Source organism: Streptomyces sp. NPDC028308 (assembly GCF_055565855.1).
Genome location: NZ_JBVHTO010000004.1, coordinates 493,920 through 510,841 on the forward strand (window position 1 = coordinate 493,920; position 16,922 = coordinate 510,841).

The following is a 16,922-nucleotide window of genomic DNA, read 5'->3' on the forward strand; positions in this document are numbered from 1 at the left end:
CACGAAGGCAAGAGGCCGAGGAAGGACGCGTTCGACCTCCCCAGGTCGCGGTCCTCCCTCGGCCAACCGCGTTCACTTACCCCGTCCGGCTTTGTTCATGCTTCAGCACCGCTGGTGGCGTGCCGGACCGGTTCGGGGCGATCTCGTGCGGTCGCCGCCCAGCGCGGCGACGAGGCCGGGCAGGCTTGGGCATCGCGCTGTTCGGAATGCACCGATCCCCCGGCCACCGAGACAGGAGAGGGCGCTCAGTTCCCGTCTGCCTGCCGATCCGGGCGCACCCTCCCGAGGTCGATCTCTTCGGCGGCGATCCGCGCGAGAGCCTCTTGGAGCCGGCGGACGGCATCCTCCGCTTCCGTGTATTCCTCAGGACTCGGCAGGACGGTGCCGAAGGTGCCACCGCCGTCAGCGGGCAGGGCGCGCCAGCGCAGAACCGGCTCGAGTGCGTTGAGGGCGCCGGAGAGGAACCAGGCCAGACGCCCGTGCGTGCGCGCGAGGGAGATGGCCAGCACCGCGAGCGTTTCCCGCAGGTGTTCGAGCCGCTCGATGTCCGGTAAGGCCTCCTGGACCTCAGGTGGGCCGACAGCGTCGCGCAGGCCGGCCTCGGCCTCGTGGGCGAGTGCGCGCTCGCCCGGCGCCATTCTCCACACCTGGTCCTGGACCTGCCGTTCCGCTTCCTCGGTCAGCACCGCGATGATCCTGCGCATGTCCATGCGCAGGACTCTAGAGGAAGGGGTCCTGTCGCCCTACCCGCCACAGGATTCAGGATTACGCCGAGACGAAAGGGGGTGGCCGATCCGGTGACGCGGGACCGGACTGGCGCCCCGTAGCGGTGCCCGGCATGCCATCGATCCTCAACTCGTCGTGCCGGGCGCTGCTTTCGTGCGGGGCTGGCCCAAGGCGGCGACCAAGTGGCCGAGATCCCGGCGGTGGGAACCCGCGTTCCACACGGCCCAGGTGCGCCGGACGACGGGGTGACCGACCAGCGGGAACCAGGTGACGGTGTCCGGCAGAGGTTGGGACCAACCCGGCGGCGCCAGGGTGAAGGCGCGTCCGACGCTCACGGAGGCGAGCTTGACCTCGGCGGTCAACGGCCGGCCGTCGGGGACCTGCGAGCCCGGGTCGATTCCGTGGCTGCGCAGGATGCCGGTGAGCTCGTCGTACCAGGCGGCTGCCGGAGCGGGGGAAACCGACCGACGCAAGTGCGTTCAGCGCGTCCAGGCGGATGCCGTCGGGTCTGGCGAGCTCGACGGCACGCTCGGTCGCGAACAGTACGCCCAGACGCTGCTCGACCACCAGTATCGCGTCGAGCTCCTGCCCCAGAGGGCGCTCTCGCAGGAGACCCGGATCAAGGGTGCCCTTGTGTAGTTCCGTGATCTGCGCGGAGGTGGAGAGGTGCCGGGCCTGGACCCTGGTGCCGGGGTGGGCGGTGGAGAGTTCGAGCAGTGCCTTGGACAGCAGGTCGGTCGGCAGTTCCAGGGGAATGCCGATCCGGCGTCTGGCCGCGCTCTCCCCGGTGCGCGCGGCCAAACTCCTGTGGATGCGCGTTCCGTTCTTCAGGGCGTCTGCTGCCGGTGAACGGCCGCCGCACCGCCGTCTGACGCCCCAAGGGCACACACACCCCGATCCCCTCGCGCTGCCGGCGTCGACGAGCAGTGGTGCCGGAAGTCGCGCGGTCGCCTCCCTTCGTCTGCCGTCCGTAGACCATCGGCGGACGCCCCGCGGCGGGGCCGTTTCCCACACTGGTGGCACGACGGGACGGGGAGGCGCGATGCGGGACATCACTCGAGGCCGGTTTCTGGCGATGGCGGCGGGGGCGGGCGCCGCGGCAGCACTGCCGGCGGGTTCGGCGGTCGCCACGGCAGGCGGTCCGCGGGCAGGAGACAGGGGCGGCCGAGGGCTGACCCACCGGGGTGTGGTCTACGAGGTCGGAGAAGGTGAGACGCCCGGCACCGCGTGGAGCGCCGCGCGGATGCGCCGGGACATCCGGGCCGTCCGGCAGGACCTGCACGCCGGTGCCGTCAAGGTCACCGGCGACGGCGTCGGACGGCTCACCACGACGGCCGCCGAGGCCGCCGAGCGCGGACTGCACGTCTGGCTGGAGCCGACACCGGCCGACATCCCGCAGCGGGAGATCCTCGACCAGCTGGCGGAGACGGGCAGGTACGCCGAACGGTTGCGGCGTCAGGGCGCCGGCGTGCACCTCAGCGTCGGCTGCGAGTTCATCCTGTTCGTGCCCGGCATCGTCCCCGGGGCCGATGTCCGCGAACGCGTCGAGAACCTGCTCACCGGCAACTACGACCCGGTGCGCACGGCGCGCCTGCTGCGGCGCTTCACCGCGCGCGCCGCCTCCGTGGGCCGGTCCGTCTTCAACGGGCGGCTGACGTACGCCGCCGCGCAGGACGAGGACGTCGACTGGAGCCTCTTCGACATCGTCGGCATCGACTACTACGGCTACTTCCGGCAGCGCCGCGACCACGTCCGGGAACTGTCCCGGTACACCCGGTTCGGCAAACCGCTCGCCATCATGGAGTTCGGCTGCTGCACCTACAGGGGCGCACCCGAGCTGGGCGGCATGGGCTGGGACGTCGTCGACTACGACCAGCAGCCCCCGCGGGTCAAGGACGGGCTGGTGCGCAGTGAGCGCACCCAGGCGGCGTATCTGACCGACGTGCTGTCGGTGTTCGAGTCGATGGGTCTGTACGCGGCGCACGCGTACACCTTCGTCACTCCCGACGCCCCGCACCGCCGGGAGCCGCGCCTGGACCTCGACATGGCGAGCTACAGCATCGTGAAGACGATCGAGGACCGCCCCGGCGACCCGGAGTCGGGTCGGCACTGGGAACCGAAGGAGGCGTTCCACGCGCTGGCCCGCCGGTACGCGAGGGCGGCACGGCACCACTGACGCCGCTCACGCCACAGGGCCCGGCACAGGACGTGCCGTGCCCCGGGGTCAGGAGCGGTGTCCCTGACCGACCGCGCTAGGAGCAGGTGGGCACCCCGTCCAGCCAGGCCGGCCCCTGGAGGTAGATGTTGGTGACCCAGGCCCGGTAGTCGGGCAGGTAGGACCAGACGTCGTTCGTGTAGCCCTCGGCGGTGACCGTCTCCGCGTGCTTCTGGCACTCGACGCGGATCGTGGTCGCGTCGGGGAAGGCGTACACACGCCGGCTGGGGGTCGAAGCCTCGGCGTGGGTCCACACCCCGGTGCCCCAGGTGCGGTGCACATGGCCGGTCACGGGGCCGGTGTTGACGCGCAGGGCGCCGAAGTAGTCACCGCCCAGACGCACTTCGCTGACCATGATCCGGGTGCCGGACTGCTTGGCCTCGACCATCTTGCCCGCACCGAGGTAGATGGCGATGTGATGGATGTTGTCGGAGGTGCCGTAGGCCAGCAGGTCGCCAGGGAGCAAGGGCGCTTGGCCCTGGGCGGCGGTGAAGCGTGCGGCGGCGCGGACGCTGTAGTACTGGGTGTCCGCGCTGCCGTTGAGGATGTCGGAGCCGGCCGCCTGCGCGTAGGCGTAGCGGACCAGGCCGGAGCAGTCGAAGCCTTTGCGCTCGGGGTCGTGTTCGCTGGCGGGATCGGTGGGGTCGATCTGGCCGTAGGTGGCGCCGGGTTGGGCACCGTGGCCGCCGCCCCAGCTGTACCAGGTGCCGGCGGCGACCTGCGTGCAGGCCGCCGCCACCGCTCTGGCCGCGGCGTCGGAGGCGCCCGGTGCCAGCACGCCGCAGGTGTCGGCGGCCCGCTGGGCGGGTGGTGTGGCGGCTGACGCGGTCCCGCTGAGAGGGCCCAGCAGAACCATGGCCGGCAGAGCCATGAGGAAGGTGAGGATCGTGATGAGTTTGCCGCGGATGCGCGTGCGCATGTGGTCTCCCCCGTCGGTCGGTTTTCGGGGCTCGTCGTCCGGTGCGGTGCCGTACCCGGTGGCGATGCCTTCGCCGTAAGGCTGGTTCGGCCTGGACGGCCGTGTCCAGGGACGCGGGGTCGACCATAGGGGCGGGAAACGGGAAACCCTTCCGGGAAACCCCCTGCCCACCACCGCCTTCAGCGGCACGGCGCCGTCAGGCGTCGCAGGACGCGTCGGCGCCCGGCCGGGCGGCGGCGCCTCGTCCGCGTCTGTCGGCTGTGCCGCCGAGCCGGCACACGGCGGCGAGTCGGGCGTCGAGGTCGAGGTCCCACAGCCGCACCGTGCCGTCGTTGCCGGCGCTGGCCAGGGTCCGGCCGTCCGGGGCGAAGGCGACGCCCCACACCGCGTTGATGTGGCCCGTCAGCGCGGCGAGCTGCCGATGTCCCGTCACGTCCCACAGCCGTACGGAACGGTCGTTGCCGCTGCTGGCCAGGGTGCGGCCGTCCGGGCTGAAGGCGACCCCCCGCACGGCGCCGGTGTGGCCGGAGAGGGTTGCCACGAGGCGCCGGTTCGCGGTGCGCCACAGCCGTACGGTGCCGTCGTTTCCGCTGCTGGCCAGGGTCCGGCCGTCCGGACTGAAGGCGACCCCCCGTACCGCGCCGGAGTGTCCTCGCAGTACTCCCAGCGGGCGCTGTCGTGCCGCGTCCCACAGGCGTACCGTCAAGTCGTCCCCGGCGCTGGCGAGGGTCCGGCCGTCCGCGCTGAACGTGACATCGTTGGCAAAGTCCGTGTGGCCGCGCAGCGTTGCCAGCCGTCGACGGGTCGCCGTGTCCCACAGCCGCACGGTGTGGTCGGACCCGGCCGACGCCAGGGTGCGGCCGTCCGGCGCGAACGTCACCGCGAACACGGATCCCGAATGCCCTCTCAGCACGCCCAGTTGTCTGCGTTCCGCCACGTTCCACAGGCGGACGGTCGCGTCGGAGTCGGCCGAGGCGAGGGTGCGGCCGTCGGGGCTGAACGCCACCGCGAACACGGAGCCCCGGTGCCCTTTGAGCACCGCCAGCTGCCGGTGTTCGGCCACGTCCCACAAGCGGACGGTGTGGTCCGCGTCGGCGCTCGCCAAAAGCGTCCCGTCCGGGCTGTAGGCCGCCTTCCACACCTCGGTGAAGGGTCTCGCGGTGAGCACGGAGCGGTCCAGATCCCAGATCACGGTGGACTGGTCGAACCCGGCGCTGGCCAGCAGGGCGCCGGACGGACTGACCGCCACGCCCATCACGTAGTCCGTGTGTCCGGCCAGCGTGGTGGTGAGACGGCGGCCGGACACGTCCCACAGCCGCACGGCTCCGTCGCCGCACGCGCTCACCACCGTGGTGCCGTCGGGCGTGAACGCCACGGCGTTCACGTCGTCGCCGTGACCGGTGAGCGTGGCGACCGGCTTGTGCCCCTTCACGTCCCACAGGCGTACGGTCCGGTCGGCGCCGCCCGTGGCCAGGGTGCGGCCGTCCGGGCTGAACGCGGTACCCAGCACTTCGTCGGTGTGGCCGGTGAGCACCACCGGCTCGCGGTGTCCGGTCACGTCCCACAGACGTACGGTCCCGTCGGCGCCCCCGGAGGCAAGGGATCGGCCGTCGGGCGACCAGGACAACGCGTCGACGCCTCCGCTGTGGCCGGTCAAGGTGGTGACCGGCCGCAGCGAAAGGCCGTTCCACAGCCGGATCCGGCCGTCGGCGCCCGCCGAGGCCCAGCGCCGGCCCCGGGACTCGAACACGACGTCTCCCAGCCGCCCGGCGTGCGCCCGCACGGTCGCCACGGTCCGTCCGCGCACCGTGTCCCACATCTGCACCGTGCCGTCCGTGCGGCCCGCCGCCAGCAGGTGCCCGTCGGCGCTGAAGGCGACCGACCGTACCCGGCCGGACCCGTCGACGGTCGCGATCCGCCGGCGGTCCGAGGTCCGCCACACCGCGACGGTGCCGTCCGAACTGGCCGTCGCAAGGCGCCTGCCCGCGGGGTCGAAGGCCACGTCATTGACGGGCCCGTGCTGACCGGTCAACCGGCCGGCGAAGTACTGGGCCTGCGTGCTGAGCAGCGCACCGCGGGCCTCCGTGGTCGGCGACGTGCGGTAGGCCCGCGCGGCCATGAGCATGGACTCCTCGGGTCGGCCGGCCGCCAGTGACGTGGAGGCCACGGCGAGGGCCTGCGAACGGGCGACGCGCCCCTTCTCCAGCGCGCTGGAGCGCTGCTGCACCGCCAGGGCGCCGGCGGTCACGGCCAGGGCCAGCAGCACGGTCAGCATCGCCAGGAGCCGCCGCTGCTGACGGCCCTGCCGCCGGGCCTGCTCCAGACCACGGCGCTCCTCCGCCTCGCTCGCCGCGAGGAACCGCGTCTCCTGGGGACTGAGTGCCGCCGCGCCGTCCACGTCCTCGGCCGCCCACAGCCGGACGGTGGCCAGCCGGCCGCCGCGGTAGAGGACCGACGGATCCCGCGCCTCGCGCTCCCATTCCGCGGCGGCGTCGGCGAGTTGCTGCTGGACGAGCATCCCGGCGCGGCCCGCCTCGATCCATCCGCGCAGTCGCGGCCAGGCGTGCAGCAGCGCCTCGTGGGTGATCTCCACGGTGTCGCTGTCCAGGGTGATCAGGCGCGCGCGGACGAACGCGTCCAGTGCCCGGGCGGCGTCCTCCCCCTCGTCCGGCTGCTCCAGCAGTGCGGCCCGGTCCACCCGGCGCCGAGTCTGTCCGCCGTCCTCGTCGACGTGCACCAGCCGCACCAGCATGCGGCGGATCATCTTCTGTTCGCCCGGATGGAGCCGCGCGAAGACGTCCTCCGCGGTCCGGGCGACCGCTCCCCGGATGCCCGCGGTGCGCTCGTATCCGGCGAGGGTCAGGACGCGGCCCTCACGGTGCTGCCAGGTGGCCAGCAGCGCGTGGGAGAGCAGGGGGAGCGCGCCACGCGGGGCCGGCGTGGAGTCGGCCGGACCGGTGCGGGGGTCGGAGAACGGCTGGAGGTCACGCAGGATGAGCTGGACCAGGCCGTTCTCCATCGTCAGACCGGCCCGCTCCGCCGGGCGGGTGATCGCGGTGCGCAACTCCCCCACCGTCATGGGGCCGAGCACGAACAGGCCGTCGGCGAAGGCCGCGGTCAGCTCCGGGTGTTCGAGGCAGCGGCCGCAGAAGTCGGCACGCACGCCCAGCACCACGACGGCCGCCGGCGGCTCCGGTCCCGTGGCCCGCCTCCCGGCCGGCTCCGCGGCTGCCGACTCCGACAGCACCCGGATGAACGCACGCCGTTCGGACTCGTCGGCGCACAGGGTGAAGACCTCCTCGAACTGGTCGACCAGCAGCACCAGACGGTGGCGCGGCGACCGCTCCCCCCGCGCTGCCTCCGGCCCGTCACCGGTGACCGCGTCCACGGCCCGCAGCAGCAGGCGCGGGTCGCGCGCCACGTCGTCGGCGGTGACGCCGAGATCGGTACCGAGGACTTTGGCCACGCTGTACAGCAGTTCCTGCAGAGGGTGCGCGGTGGGTGTCAGCACGACGACCGGCCACCGGGCGGAGCTGGCCATGGGCAGCGCCCCACCACGCATCCGGGGCATCAGACCGGCGTTGAGGAGCGAGGACTTGCCGGAACCCGAGGGCGCGACCAGCATCAGCGGCCCGCGGTCGACGCGCTCGAAGACCCGGTCCAGCAGGGCGGCAGTCGCCTGTTCCCGGCCGAAGAACCACTCCGTGTCCTGGGCGGTGAAAGCCGACAGCCCCCGGTACGGGCTTCGTTCGGCCTCTCCCGTCACGACTCGCTCCGCGGCGCCTTCGCCTATGGCCCTCGGTAACAGCCGCAGCAGCTCTCCCCCGGCGGACAGCACGTCGTCACACCGGCGTGCCACGTCCTCCGTGGGCGGTTTCGCGCCGTTCTCGATCTTGCTCAGGTAGCCCTTGCTGTAGTGCACCTGGCGTGACAGAGCCGCCAGTGAGAGGCCCCGCTCGTGGCGCAACTGCCGCAGCCGCACGGCGAAACCGGCCGCATCGGAGCCCGGTCTCCCTGCTCCGAAAGCGCTTCCCCGCGTGTCCGATCGCTCGTCCATGCCAACCCCCATGGCAGTCCGTGCTGAGCCGCCGGCCCGGTCAAGACCGGCGAACTCATCACGCTACAGCCCGGCACCGACATACCGCGGGGCGCCGGAAGAACGTACTCCGGAGGGGTGGCGGTGAGATGACGGGAGCCATGGACCACCGGTCGGGAGGAGTCGGCACGGCGGGTGGCCGTCCTGCACTCCTCGGCAGTGAACGGAGCGGAGGCGGGCAAAGGCCGGTTCGGCCCCGGCCACGGATCTTGTCCGACCGCGGAGCGGCTCGGATCATGACCACATGCAGCACCACGAGAAACTCCACGCACTACTCACCCGCGCCGGCGTTGAGGTCGTGGAGGACGTACGCCCGGGCGGCCTGTGCCCCCCGGAGGCCGGCTGGCGGATCGCGCGGGGGATCGCGGCGCCGGACGGCGCGGAACGGGAGGTCCTGGATGCCGCGTGGTGGGACCGACTCCGCGATGCCGACGGCGAGTTCCTGGTGGCGGTGCTCAGGCACCGGATCGGCGGCAACGACTCATGGTGGACGCGGGTGCGGCACGTCGGCGGCGGCGTGCCGGAGCTGACCGACGATCCCGGCTTCGTGGCGCTCTCCCTCGACGGTCAGGTGCTGCTGGCGGTACTGCCCGGTGCGGGTGGGCCCCGGGTAACGGCCCTCGACCGGCTGCCCGAGCAGTTGGACGAGGTCGCCGAGGCCGCCGGGCGCGAGACGCAGGACGAGCGCGCCGAGGTGTGGACGGCGGTGCCCGGCTCACGTGCGTGGCCTCTGCACTGGGCGGAGGGCATCGGGTCCAATCCGGCCGCGACGGACGAACTGCTGATCCGGCTGCTGGACGTGACAGACGGCTTCCTGCACGGATGCGACCGCCCCGCAGTCCTCGACGCCGCCGTGGACCACCCCGACCCGCGGGTGCGGTCAAGGCCCGCCGACACCTTCCGGCCCAAGCTCACTTCCGAGCAGTGGGTACGCCTGATCCGCGCCGAGCCGTCGCCCGAGCGACGCGTGCTGTGGGCGGAGCATGCCCTGGCCTGGGACGCCGTACTCCCCCAGGACCTGTACGACGACCTCCTCGCAGGCCCGGCCCGCGCACGAGCCGCCGAACTCCCGCGACTTCCCGCGCGGTACCTGCGGAGCCTCGCGACCGACGCGGACACCCGGGTGCGGGTGGCGGCCTGTGCCCGGTGGGAGGACCTCGACGCGCCCTTGCGGGAGCGGCTGTCGACGGACGCCGACCACGCGGTGCGAACGGCTGCGCTGCTCGCCCACCACACCGGCGTACCCATGCCTCACGAGGTCTTCGCCGCCCTGCCCGACCCGCGGCCGGCGCTCGAACGGTGCTGCTTTGCAGCCGAGTTGGAGGCGGAACTGGTCCGCGACGGGGACACGGAGGTACGTCGGGCACTGGCCGCCAACCCTGGCCTCAGCGCGCACGGCGTCGCCGTACTGGCCGAGGACCCGCGGGACGAGGTCCGCTCCGCCGTGGCGCTGCGCCCCGACCTCACCGAGGAGCAACGTGCCGCGGTCCGCCACGACTTCGACCCGACGTCGATGTCGCACACCCTGTCCTGGGTGGAGGACCTGCACGGGGACGCCGACGCGATGCGCCGTCTCGCCGCGTCGTGCCATCCGCTGGTCCGCCGCAGCGTGGCGCGAGCCCGGCACCTCCCGCCGGAGGTCGTGGCGCGCCTGGCGCGGGACGAGGACCGAGCTGTGCGCCTGTTCCTCGCCGAGTCGTGCGAGGACGCGCCGGCCGACCTGCTGCTGGAGGTCTGGCGATGGTGGGACGGCAGCTTCAGCCACCCCGACCGGCCCCGGAGTCACCCGAACTTCCCCCGCGCGGGCCTGCTGCGCTACAGCGCCGACAGCAGCGGGCGCATGCGCCGGCTGGTCCTGGACGACCCTGAGTCGACACCGGCCGACGTCGCCCGCCTGGCCCGGGATCCCGAAGCCGAAGTGCGCCGTCGCGCGGCTGAGGACTCGCGGCTGTCTCCGGCCGACGCGGTGCGGCTGCTGAACGACCCGGATTCCCACGTACGCGGCATTGTGGTGCGCAACCCGCGGCTGCCGGCCCGCGTCCTGGCGGGGCTGTTGCACGACCGCGACACGGCCTCCTCGGCGAGCGCCAACCCCGCGATCCCGGTCCCCGTCCTGTACCGCCTCCTCGCCGCGGCTGAGGCACCCCGACGCTGAGCTCCGTCATCCGGGCCCGCATGCGAGACGGCTCGCGTCCGTGCGCGACCTGGTGACCCACCGCTGCGGCGAGCGCGAACGCGCTTTTGATCAGGCCGAGTTGGTCGACAACGAGCCCAGAGCGACCGCCAGGCGGTGCGGGTCCCGGCGGGCGATGTTGTGGCCGACGGGGATCTCGAGGAATCGCCATCCGGCGTCGTCCCGAAGCCGTTCGGTCAGTGTCGTGAACGGGCTTCCCTGCCACGGACCACCACTGATGAAGGTGCGGCGTGGCGCGGGGCCGGGGGTGCCTGTCAGCCTGATCGACTGCACGAGGCTCGCCAGCGGGTGTGGTCGCGCGCGGGGGTCGAGCCCGTCGGGAACGGTCACCCATCGACCGTCGGCGCGGGCACCGGCCATGAACATCTCGCGGAAGCGATCACTGGTCAGCGACCAGCACGAGTCACCGTCGTCCGGGACGTAGGCGTCGATGTAGACGAGCTGATCGATGCGGTCGCCGAGCCGGTCCGCGACACCCGTGATCACCATGCCTGCGTAGCTGTGCCCGCACAGCGCGACGGGCGTCCCGTCACCACCGCCGACGAGCTCGGCCACCTGGTCGATATGGGTGTCGAGGTTCGGCGGACGGTCCACGTCGGGCGGGCCGTCGGGCTCCAGCCCCGCCAGGGTGACCGCCTCGACGTGGTGACCGTCGCGGCGCAGCTCGGCGGCCACCGGGTCGAAGACCCATCCGCCCTGCCAACCCCCGGGCACCATCACGAACTTCACCGCGTCATCGTAGGTCAACCGACCCCGCGGGATCTTGCAGAAGGCACCACGACGACGGAGGAAGCGGGCGACCCTGCAATCCTTCCGGTCAGCTCTGGAGCGGAGGGGGCGGAGGGGGCGGAGGGGCCGGAGGAAGGCCAACGCCCGCTTCTGCGGGTTCGGTGAGGAGAGAGAGGCGCCGATCAGTCGGCAGACGCGCGGATCACCCCGTCTGCTGCGACGAGTTGATCGTGCTTGCGTGCGGCCAGCCGGGCGACCCGGTCACCGCCCGCCTTCAGGATTTGCTTCTGATAGGCGGCATCGACGGCATACCAGACGCCCACCACATTCGTACGCCGCTTGCATGACACGTCGTCCCTCGCCACGGTCTTCTCCCGGTCGGAGACACGGGTGCCGCTGAACGCCTTGTCGTTGATGGCCTGCCAGGGATCCCGGTAGTCGTGGCCCTTGCCTCTCATGCACGCCGCCCAGGAGCGGAACGCCCGCCTCACCCTCGGATCCTTGGACGCCTTGAGCACGCTGTCACTGTCGATGCGCCGCACGACGTCGGGATCGCCGAGCTGCCCCTTGCCCGCGAGGGTGCGCCGGGCCTCGCCCATGCAGCCCCCGTCCGGCACTGCGGCACCGCGGTAGGTGAGTCGCTCCCGGTCGCGCGCCTGAGCACTGCCGGGTGCCGGTCCGGCCAGGACGGTCAACTGAGTCGCGCTCAGCCGGGGCGGGCTCGGGGGCGCGGTCCGTGTGGCATCGGGCAGGTGGTAGCCGCTGGCACGGGCGAGCCGCGCGTCGGCGAGACCGTAGCGCCGCTCGGTGCGTGAACGGACCACGGCGGCCCGCCTTTCGGCCGGGGGCCGGTACTCGATGCCGTACCGCTTCATGCACGCCGCGGCCAGGAGGTTCTGCGCCCGGTTCAGCCGGACCCACTCCTTGTCGTCGAACTGATAGCGCTCCAGAGGCAGTTGCAACCGCGCCGGGTCGAGAACCGTCGGCGTCGTCTCAACTGCGGGGCGGCCGGGGCCTCCGTCGCCGTTCGCCGCGGTGGAGCAGCCGACGGCGCAGACCATCACCACGGCAACCGCGGCGAGCGTCCTCGCGTTCATGACTCTCCCCCTCCTCACTTGTGCCGCACTCGGATGGGCGCCCCGCCTCACACATGGGGGGGCGAGCGAACCGCGGGGCCCGCCCGGAACGGACGAGCCCCGCCGGCTTCCACGTGCCGTGGTCACACCCAGTTGAACGACGCGTTGTCGTTCCAGGCCCTCACGAGGTTGACCGAGCCGTAGGCCGGCACGTCGTCGTAGGGGCCGCTGAAGTTCTCGTTGTAGTAGACGCGGCCGAGCAGGCTCCAGCGGTTGTACGCCGACGCCGAGTTGTTCTTCACCCGTTCGCCCTTGCCGGAGCCGGCGGACAGGAAGACGTCGCCGCCGAAGTCGCTGGTGGAGTAGAAGTAGTCGTGGAAGGAGCCGCTGAGGTTGCCGCCCCAGTACAGGCACATCTCGGCCGACTCGCAGACCCCGTTGTGTCCGGCTGCCTGTGCCGAACCCGACGTGGCGACCGTTCCGGCCACCGTGGCCGCCAGGACGGCCCCGGCCGCGGCGAACTTCTTCAAACGCATGGTTGTCTCCCCGTGGTCGATGGTGCTGCTTGGTCTCGGATCCCAATGTGGTCGCGGCATCCTCGCCCGGGCGACCGGTTTCCCGTTGCCCGTGCCCGCGGAGGCAGGGAAACCGGCTCCGGCCAGTCCTTTCCTGGGAGGCGGTCAACCTCGCTACCGCGTACCGCCGCAGCCAGGCCTCCTCCTGGAGCATGGGCATCGCCGGTAGCGTGATCGCCTGCCGCATGGATCGTCCATGTGTCCGGCCGGCCCGTGCGAGGGGCCCCGGTGACGAGCGATGGGACCGTGATGAGCGAACCGACCAAGCCGAGCATCGAGGTTCCGGAGGGTGACGCACCCTCCGAGCTGACGATCAGAGACCTCGTGGTCGGGGACGGAGCCGAGGCGCGGCCGGGCAATGTCGTCCAAGTTCACTACGTGGGGGTCACGTTCGCGTCGGGAAGGGAGTTCGACTCCTCCTGGGACCGGGACCAGCCGTTCAAGTTCGCCGTAGGGGGCGGCAAGGTCATCAAGGGCTGGGACCGGGGAGTGCGGGGGATGAAGGTCGGCGGCCGACGCGAGATCATCGTTCCCCCGCGGCTCGGTTACGGCAGGCAGTCACCCTCTCCGCTGATCCCCGCGGACTCGACGCTGATCTTCATCGTGGACCTGCTCACGGTCGTGAGCGGGCCCGCCGGAGCGAGGCCCGGCTCGGCCTGAACCTGGCACGCCGCTGACGAGCTGGTCCAAAGCGGCGAAGGAGCAGGCATGGAAGAGCTGGTACGGCGGCAGAGCGTGAGCGCGTATGTGGGGTTTCACGCGTTCGGCCTGCAGGAGTCCGACGATGCGGACCTTCAACGACCACCTCGGCTCGCGTCTGATCCCGACCACTGCGAACCGCTCCCCGACGTCACGGTCTTCCGTGACACCGGGCGCCACCTGCAGACTTCAGCCTGCCGGACCGCCAGGCCGAGAAACGCCTGGCCCCGCGCTCCCGCCTGACTAGGCGCCGGCGTCCTCGGCGAGGGTGTGGGCGACAAGGGCGTTGGCGTGGCCGTGGCCCAGGCCGTGCTCGGACTTGAGCCAGTTGACGAGCTCCATGTGCCTGGTGAGCGGGGAGGCGCGGATGAGCTCCTTCCACTCGGCGATCGGGCGGCCGTACTTCTTCTCGATGGAAGGGAAGTAACTGGCGGGGCCTTTCACTGCGTCGGTCATGGGTGCCCTCTCCTCTGTCAGCGGTCCCGGTGCGCCGGTGGTGCTCGGTGGCGTGGTGTTGTCGTTTGTCCGACCGATCCGGGCCGGGAAAGTCGTCGCTCCCGACGACGTGCGCTGGGTCACAATCGGTTCGGGCGCTCTCGCCGGACACACCTCGCCGGGGCGGCCGGCCCACTCCCGCCGGTCAACTTCCCTGCTGCGCAGCCTGGTTCCCACATACAGGGTGGCGGGTTCTTGCCGGCAGGTCGATGCGTGACACGTGACGGTCGCTGGTCCCCGCGTTGCGGGCGTCGAGCAGTTTCGACTCCTCAACATCCAGTCATGGAGCCCAGCGCGAAAACCGTTTGGCGAGCCACACGCACCCCTGCTACTTTCGCCAAGGCCGTGCGAGAGAACAAGGAGGTGGTACCCGTGAACGAATCGACATGGGTGCTCTCCTCCAGGGTCACGGTCGGGCAATAGGTCGCCCGGGAGCGCCGTTCAGCAGCACTCCCGAAAGGCACGACCATGGCCCTTCACTTCACTTCCGAGCAGCGCCTCGACGACGGCGTCCTCGAACGTGAGTTCACCCTCGGCGACATCCCCGGCATCCTGTGGACGCCCGCGTCCGCTCCCGCACCGACGCCGCTGATCCTGCTCGGCCACCCCCCGCTGGGGCTGGACAAGATGTACCCGCGGCTGGCGGCGCGGGCCCGGCAGGCCGCGGCGGACGGTTTCGCCGCCGCCACCATCGAACTCCCCGGAAGCGGGAAGCGGCCCCGATGGGCCGCCGCCGAACAGGCCCGCGCCGACCTGCGCCGCACCCTGGAAGCCGGCGAGCCGGTCAGCGACGAGATCATCGACGCCCTCACCATCCCGCTCGTCGACGCGGCGGTCCCGGAATGGCAGTCCACCCTGGACGCTCTCCTGTCGCTACCCGAGATCGGCGGCCCGGTCGGGTACTCGGGCGGGGTGATCTCCATCGGCGTCCGCCTCGCAGCGGTCGAGCCGCGCATCGTGGCCGCCGGCCTCTTCGCCGGGAGTTTCGTACCGCGCGCCACATTCGAGGAGGCGCGCCAGGTCACCATCCCGCTGCACGTCCTGCTCCAGTGGGACGACGAGAGGAACGACCGGCAGGCGGCCCTGGACCTGTTCGACGCCTTCGGCTCCAAGGAGAAGTCCCTGCACGCCAACATGGGCGGACACACCGGCGTCCCGCAGTCCGCCGGGGACGCCGCGGCCCAGTTCTTCACCCGGCACCTGAAGTAGGTCCGGGCCGCCAAGCCTTCAGCGGACCGTCAGCCCCGAACGGCCAGGATGCTGCTCACCGAGAGCGCATCCCGGGGCTCTGCCGCGGTTCACGGCCGTGGGTGGGCCCCCGCCGAGCCGGCGGGGGCCCACGCGGCTCGCAGCCGTTCCGGTGTCGCGGGCACCGGCTCGTTCCGGTGCCGAGTGCCGCCGCGCCGGGCGACCACCCTCCGCAGATTCCACCCACCGGCTGCCCGTCGGCTTCCGGACCGTCGCCACGACGGACATCCCACCCACGCACCACCGCGGTTGCCGCCCGGGGCTCGCCCGGCGAACGTGGGGAGCTGAAGCCCCCCGCGGCGCGCCGAACGTCCATGACCGAGGACCGGTGTGCGGCAGCGCCACGGGACGGCGTGAGCCGACCGCGGCCCCACGGCCGTACGTGGCCCTGTCGCTAGCGCAAGGGAGCACAGCCCATGACCGAGGCCCGGCCCGGCAGCCCCGGAGCGGACCGGCACGTCGCCGGCAACCCGACGATGCCGGCGCGTCCCCTCGCGGACTCCACCCCGGCGGCTCGCCCCGGCGCGGGCATCGACCTGCGGCGGGTCGGCATCTCCCCCGACCACTGGTATCCGGTGGCGACCTCCCGGAACGTGAGGCGCAACCGCACTTACGCGACCGCCTTCGCCGGCGAACGCATCGCTCTCTACCGCGGGAGCAGTGGCACCGTCCACGCGCTGGAGGACCGCTGCGCGCACCGCCAGGTACCGCTGAGCATGGGCGTGGTGGAGGGCGACACCCTGCGCTGCTGCTACCACGCCTGGGCCTATCGCGGCGATGGGCGCATCTCGCAGATTCCCTACCTGCCCAAGGGGTGCGAGCGGCCGCCTCGCGGTGTGCGCTCGTATCCGGTCCGCGAGGCGTACGGCCTGGTGTTCGTGTTTCCCGGAGAGGCGGCTCTGGCCGCGGCCGCGCCGTTCCCGTCCCTGCCCGAGTACCACTCCCCCGCCCACCGGACCATGACGTTCTCCCGGACCGTGCGGTGCCATTACTCGTTCATGCACGAGAACCTGCTCGACATGAACCACCAGTTCCTGCACCGGGGCGTGCTCGGCAGGATCCAGCCCGAGTTGCTCGGCTACGAGAGGGGCCCGCGGCACGTCGAGGCCCGGTACCTGTTCGTACCGGCGGGAGGCCGTAAGGACCGGGGTGCGGGCCTGTTGTCAGCGGAGGGGATCGGCGGCAAGGACACGCCCGATGTGATCACCATCCGCACGCAGTACCCGTACCAGACGCTGCGGGGCGTTCCCGAAGGCACGGACAAGCCCGCGTTCTCGCTGTGGGCCGCCTACGTTCCCGAGGACGCCGAGCAGCGGGTGAACCACGCCTACGGTCTGCTCACGATCGCGAAGCCGTCGGTGCCCGGGGCGATCCACCTCGCATGGCCCCTCATCCGCCGCTTCACCGAGCGCGTCTTCGCCCAGGACCGCATGGCGGTCGAGGCCGAGCAGCGCGCCTGGGACGAGCAGGGCGAGGACCGCAACCACGAGGTGTTCCCGCTGATTCTGGACGTCCGCGACGTGCTGCGCAGCAACGGCGTGCCGCTGCGTCCGTCGGACGGATCCGGGTGCGGCCCCGCCGGGTCGGCGCGGCGAAACCTGCTGGAAGGTACGCGGGTGACGCATCCCGGTGAGGCGGCGGCCGACGGTACCCGGGGCTGACGTGGCGCCGTAGGAGCGGCGGTTTCGGAAGGGCTACGTTCGCCGGTTCCCGTCTGTCGATGGTCTACCGGCAGGGCGGCCCCGCCCGTGGCGAAGCCCGACAGATATTCGCCACAAAGGCGTGTAAAGGCTCCATAAACAGCCACTCGGGGCCCAAAGAGAGCCATCTAGTGCACGGAGTGCGGTGGAGCGAGCAGCTAGAGACTGTCTCCTTGAAAGGCTAGGGGCGCCATTCCTGCTGGTAGGCGGGGTGTTCGGCGTATGACTGGCCAAGGACTCGCAGTGCGTA

Annotated in this window: 14 protein-coding genes and 1 pseudogene; 5 read left to right on the forward strand and 10 right to left on the reverse strand. The window is 71.9% G+C overall.

Annotation, left to right across the window (positions count from 1 at the left end; genetic code table 11):
- Positions 1-245 precede the first annotated feature (245 nt).
- The 3 genes and pseudogenes from ACZ4VA_RS12420 to ACZ4VA_RS12430 form a co-directional block, all read right to left on the reverse strand.
- Positions 246-710, reverse strand: coding sequence for a hypothetical protein (locus ACZ4VA_RS12420; protein WP_356165771.1), 465 nt, complete (start codon positions 708-710; stop codon positions 246-248).
- Positions 711-851: 141 nt separating this feature from the next.
- Positions 852-1,199, reverse strand: a complete 348-nt coding sequence (locus tag ACZ4VA_RS12425; RefSeq protein ID WP_468081132.1) for a type 2 periplasmic-binding domain-containing protein — start codon at positions 1,197-1,199, stop codon at positions 852-854.
- Between the two features lies 1 nt (position 1,200).
- Positions 1,201-1,779: pseudogene (locus ACZ4VA_RS12430) on the reverse strand (LysR substrate-binding domain-containing protein); the annotation flags it as partial.
- Between ACZ4VA_RS12430 and ACZ4VA_RS12435 the strand changes: the two are divergent.
- Positions 1,769-2,902 carry an abortive phage infection protein gene (locus tag ACZ4VA_RS12435; protein ID WP_356165782.1) on the forward strand — a complete coding sequence of 378 codons (1,134 nt, stop codon included), beginning with the start codon at positions 1,769-1,771 and terminating at the stop codon, positions 2,900-2,902. The pseudogene ACZ4VA_RS12430 and the gene ACZ4VA_RS12435 overlap by 11 nt on opposite strands.
- Positions 2,903-2,978: 76 nt before the next feature.
- On the opposite strand, the gene ACZ4VA_RS12440 is transcribed toward ACZ4VA_RS12435, so the two are convergent.
- Entirely contained in the window at positions 2,979-3,860 is an 882-nt protein-coding gene (locus tag ACZ4VA_RS12440) for an NlpC/P60 family protein (RefSeq protein WP_468081098.1), read from the reverse strand.
- Between the two features lie 196 nt (positions 3,861-4,056).
- A complete protein-coding gene (locus ACZ4VA_RS12445) occupies positions 4,057-7,917 on the reverse strand; it encodes an nSTAND1 domain-containing NTPase (protein ID WP_468081100.1) in 3,861 nt (1,286 codons plus the stop codon).
- 283 nt (positions 7,918-8,200) lie between these two features.
- On the opposite strand from ACZ4VA_RS12445, the gene ACZ4VA_RS12450 reads away from it, so the two are divergent.
- A complete protein-coding gene (locus tag ACZ4VA_RS12450; RefSeq protein ID WP_468081102.1) occupies positions 8,201-10,111 on the forward strand; it encodes a hypothetical protein in 1,911 nt (636 codons plus the stop codon).
- Positions 10,112-10,201: 90 nt separating this feature from the next.
- Here ACZ4VA_RS12450 and ACZ4VA_RS12455 read toward each other — a convergent pair whose 3' ends face one another.
- From ACZ4VA_RS12455 to ACZ4VA_RS12465, 3 genes are all read right to left on the reverse strand, one after another.
- Positions 10,202-10,879 carry an alpha/beta fold hydrolase gene (locus tag ACZ4VA_RS12455; RefSeq protein WP_468081104.1) on the reverse strand — a complete coding sequence of 226 codons (678 nt, stop codon included), beginning with the start codon at positions 10,877-10,879 and terminating at the stop codon, positions 10,202-10,204.
- A gap of 182 nt (positions 10,880-11,061) precedes the next feature.
- On the reverse strand, positions 11,062-11,976 hold the full coding sequence (locus tag ACZ4VA_RS12460; protein ID WP_468081106.1) for a hypothetical protein: 915 nt from the start codon (positions 11,974-11,976) through the stop codon (positions 11,062-11,064).
- A gap of 122 nt (positions 11,977-12,098) precedes the next feature.
- The gene (locus ACZ4VA_RS12465) at positions 12,099-12,491 is read right to left on the reverse strand and encodes a peptidase inhibitor family I36 protein (RefSeq protein ID WP_355788800.1); all 393 of its coding nucleotides are present in this window, start codon (positions 12,489-12,491) and stop codon (positions 12,099-12,101) included.
- A 288-nt stretch (positions 12,492-12,779) separates the two neighbouring features.
- On the opposite strand from ACZ4VA_RS12465, the gene ACZ4VA_RS12470 reads away from it, so the two are divergent.
- Positions 12,780-13,190, forward strand: coding sequence for an FKBP-type peptidyl-prolyl cis-trans isomerase (locus ACZ4VA_RS12470; RefSeq protein ID WP_356165801.1), 411 nt, complete (start codon positions 12,780-12,782; stop codon positions 13,188-13,190).
- Between the two features lie 282 nt (positions 13,191-13,472).
- Here ACZ4VA_RS12470 and ACZ4VA_RS12475 read toward each other — a convergent pair whose 3' ends face one another.
- Positions 13,473-13,685, reverse strand: coding sequence for a DUF4287 domain-containing protein (locus tag ACZ4VA_RS12475; RefSeq protein WP_355788806.1), 213 nt, complete (start codon positions 13,683-13,685; stop codon positions 13,473-13,475).
- Positions 13,686-14,192: 507 nt separating this feature from the next.
- Between ACZ4VA_RS12475 and ACZ4VA_RS12480 the strand changes: the two genes are divergently transcribed.
- Positions 14,193-14,933 (forward strand): dienelactone hydrolase family protein, encoded by a 741-nt coding sequence (locus ACZ4VA_RS12480; protein WP_355788809.1) that lies wholly within the window; start codon positions 14,193-14,195, stop codon positions 14,931-14,933.
- Positions 14,934-15,448: 515 nt separating this feature from the next.
- Positions 15,449-16,633, forward strand: coding sequence for an aromatic ring-hydroxylating dioxygenase subunit alpha (locus ACZ4VA_RS12485; RefSeq protein ID WP_356165941.1), 1,185 nt, complete (start codon positions 15,449-15,451; stop codon positions 16,631-16,633).
- Between the two features lie 220 nt (positions 16,634-16,853).
- Here ACZ4VA_RS12485 and ACZ4VA_RS12490 read toward each other — a convergent pair whose 3' ends face one another.
- Positions 16,854-16,916 carry a hypothetical protein gene (locus ACZ4VA_RS12490; protein WP_392206104.1) on the reverse strand — a complete coding sequence of 21 codons (63 nt, stop codon included), beginning with the start codon at positions 16,914-16,916 and terminating at the stop codon, positions 16,854-16,856.
- Positions 16,917-16,922 lie beyond the last annotated feature (6 nt).

Bases quoted from the DNA above. Each gene is read 5' to 3' on its own strand.
- ACZ4VA_RS12420 (WP_356165771.1), bottom strand. From the start codon at position 710: ATGGACATGCGCAGGATCATCGCGGTGCTGACCGAGGAAGCGGAACGG.
- ACZ4VA_RS12435 (WP_356165782.1), top strand. From the start codon at position 1,769: ATGCGGGACATCACTCGAGGCCGGTTTCTGGCGATGGCGGCGGGGGCG.
- ACZ4VA_RS12440 (WP_468081098.1), bottom strand. From the start codon at position 3,860: ATGCGCACGCGCATCCGCGGCAAACTCATCACGATCCTCACCTTCCTC.
- ACZ4VA_RS12445 (WP_468081100.1), bottom strand. From the start codon at position 7,917: ATGGACGAGCGATCGGACACGCGGGGAAGCGCTTTCGGAGCAGGGAGA.
- ACZ4VA_RS12450 (WP_468081102.1), top strand. From the start codon at position 8,201: ATGCAGCACCACGAGAAACTCCACGCACTACTCACCCGCGCCGGCGTT.
- ACZ4VA_RS12460 (WP_468081106.1), bottom strand. From the start codon at position 11,976: ATGAACGCGAGGACGCTCGCCGCGGTTGCCGTGGTGATGGTCTGCGCC.
- ACZ4VA_RS12465 (WP_355788800.1), bottom strand. From the start codon at position 12,491: ATGCGTTTGAAGAAGTTCGCCGCGGCCGGGGCCGTCCTGGCGGCCACG.
- ACZ4VA_RS12470 (WP_356165801.1), top strand. From the start codon at position 12,780: ATGAGCGAACCGACCAAGCCGAGCATCGAGGTTCCGGAGGGTGACGCA.
- ACZ4VA_RS12475 (WP_355788806.1), bottom strand. From the start codon at position 13,685: ATGACCGACGCAGTGAAAGGCCCCGCCAGTTACTTCCCTTCCATCGAG.
- ACZ4VA_RS12480 (WP_355788809.1), top strand. From the start codon at position 14,193: ATGGCCCTTCACTTCACTTCCGAGCAGCGCCTCGACGACGGCGTCCTC.
- ACZ4VA_RS12485 (WP_356165941.1), top strand. From the start codon at position 15,449: ATGCCGGCGCGTCCCCTCGCGGACTCCACCCCGGCGGCTCGCCCCGGC.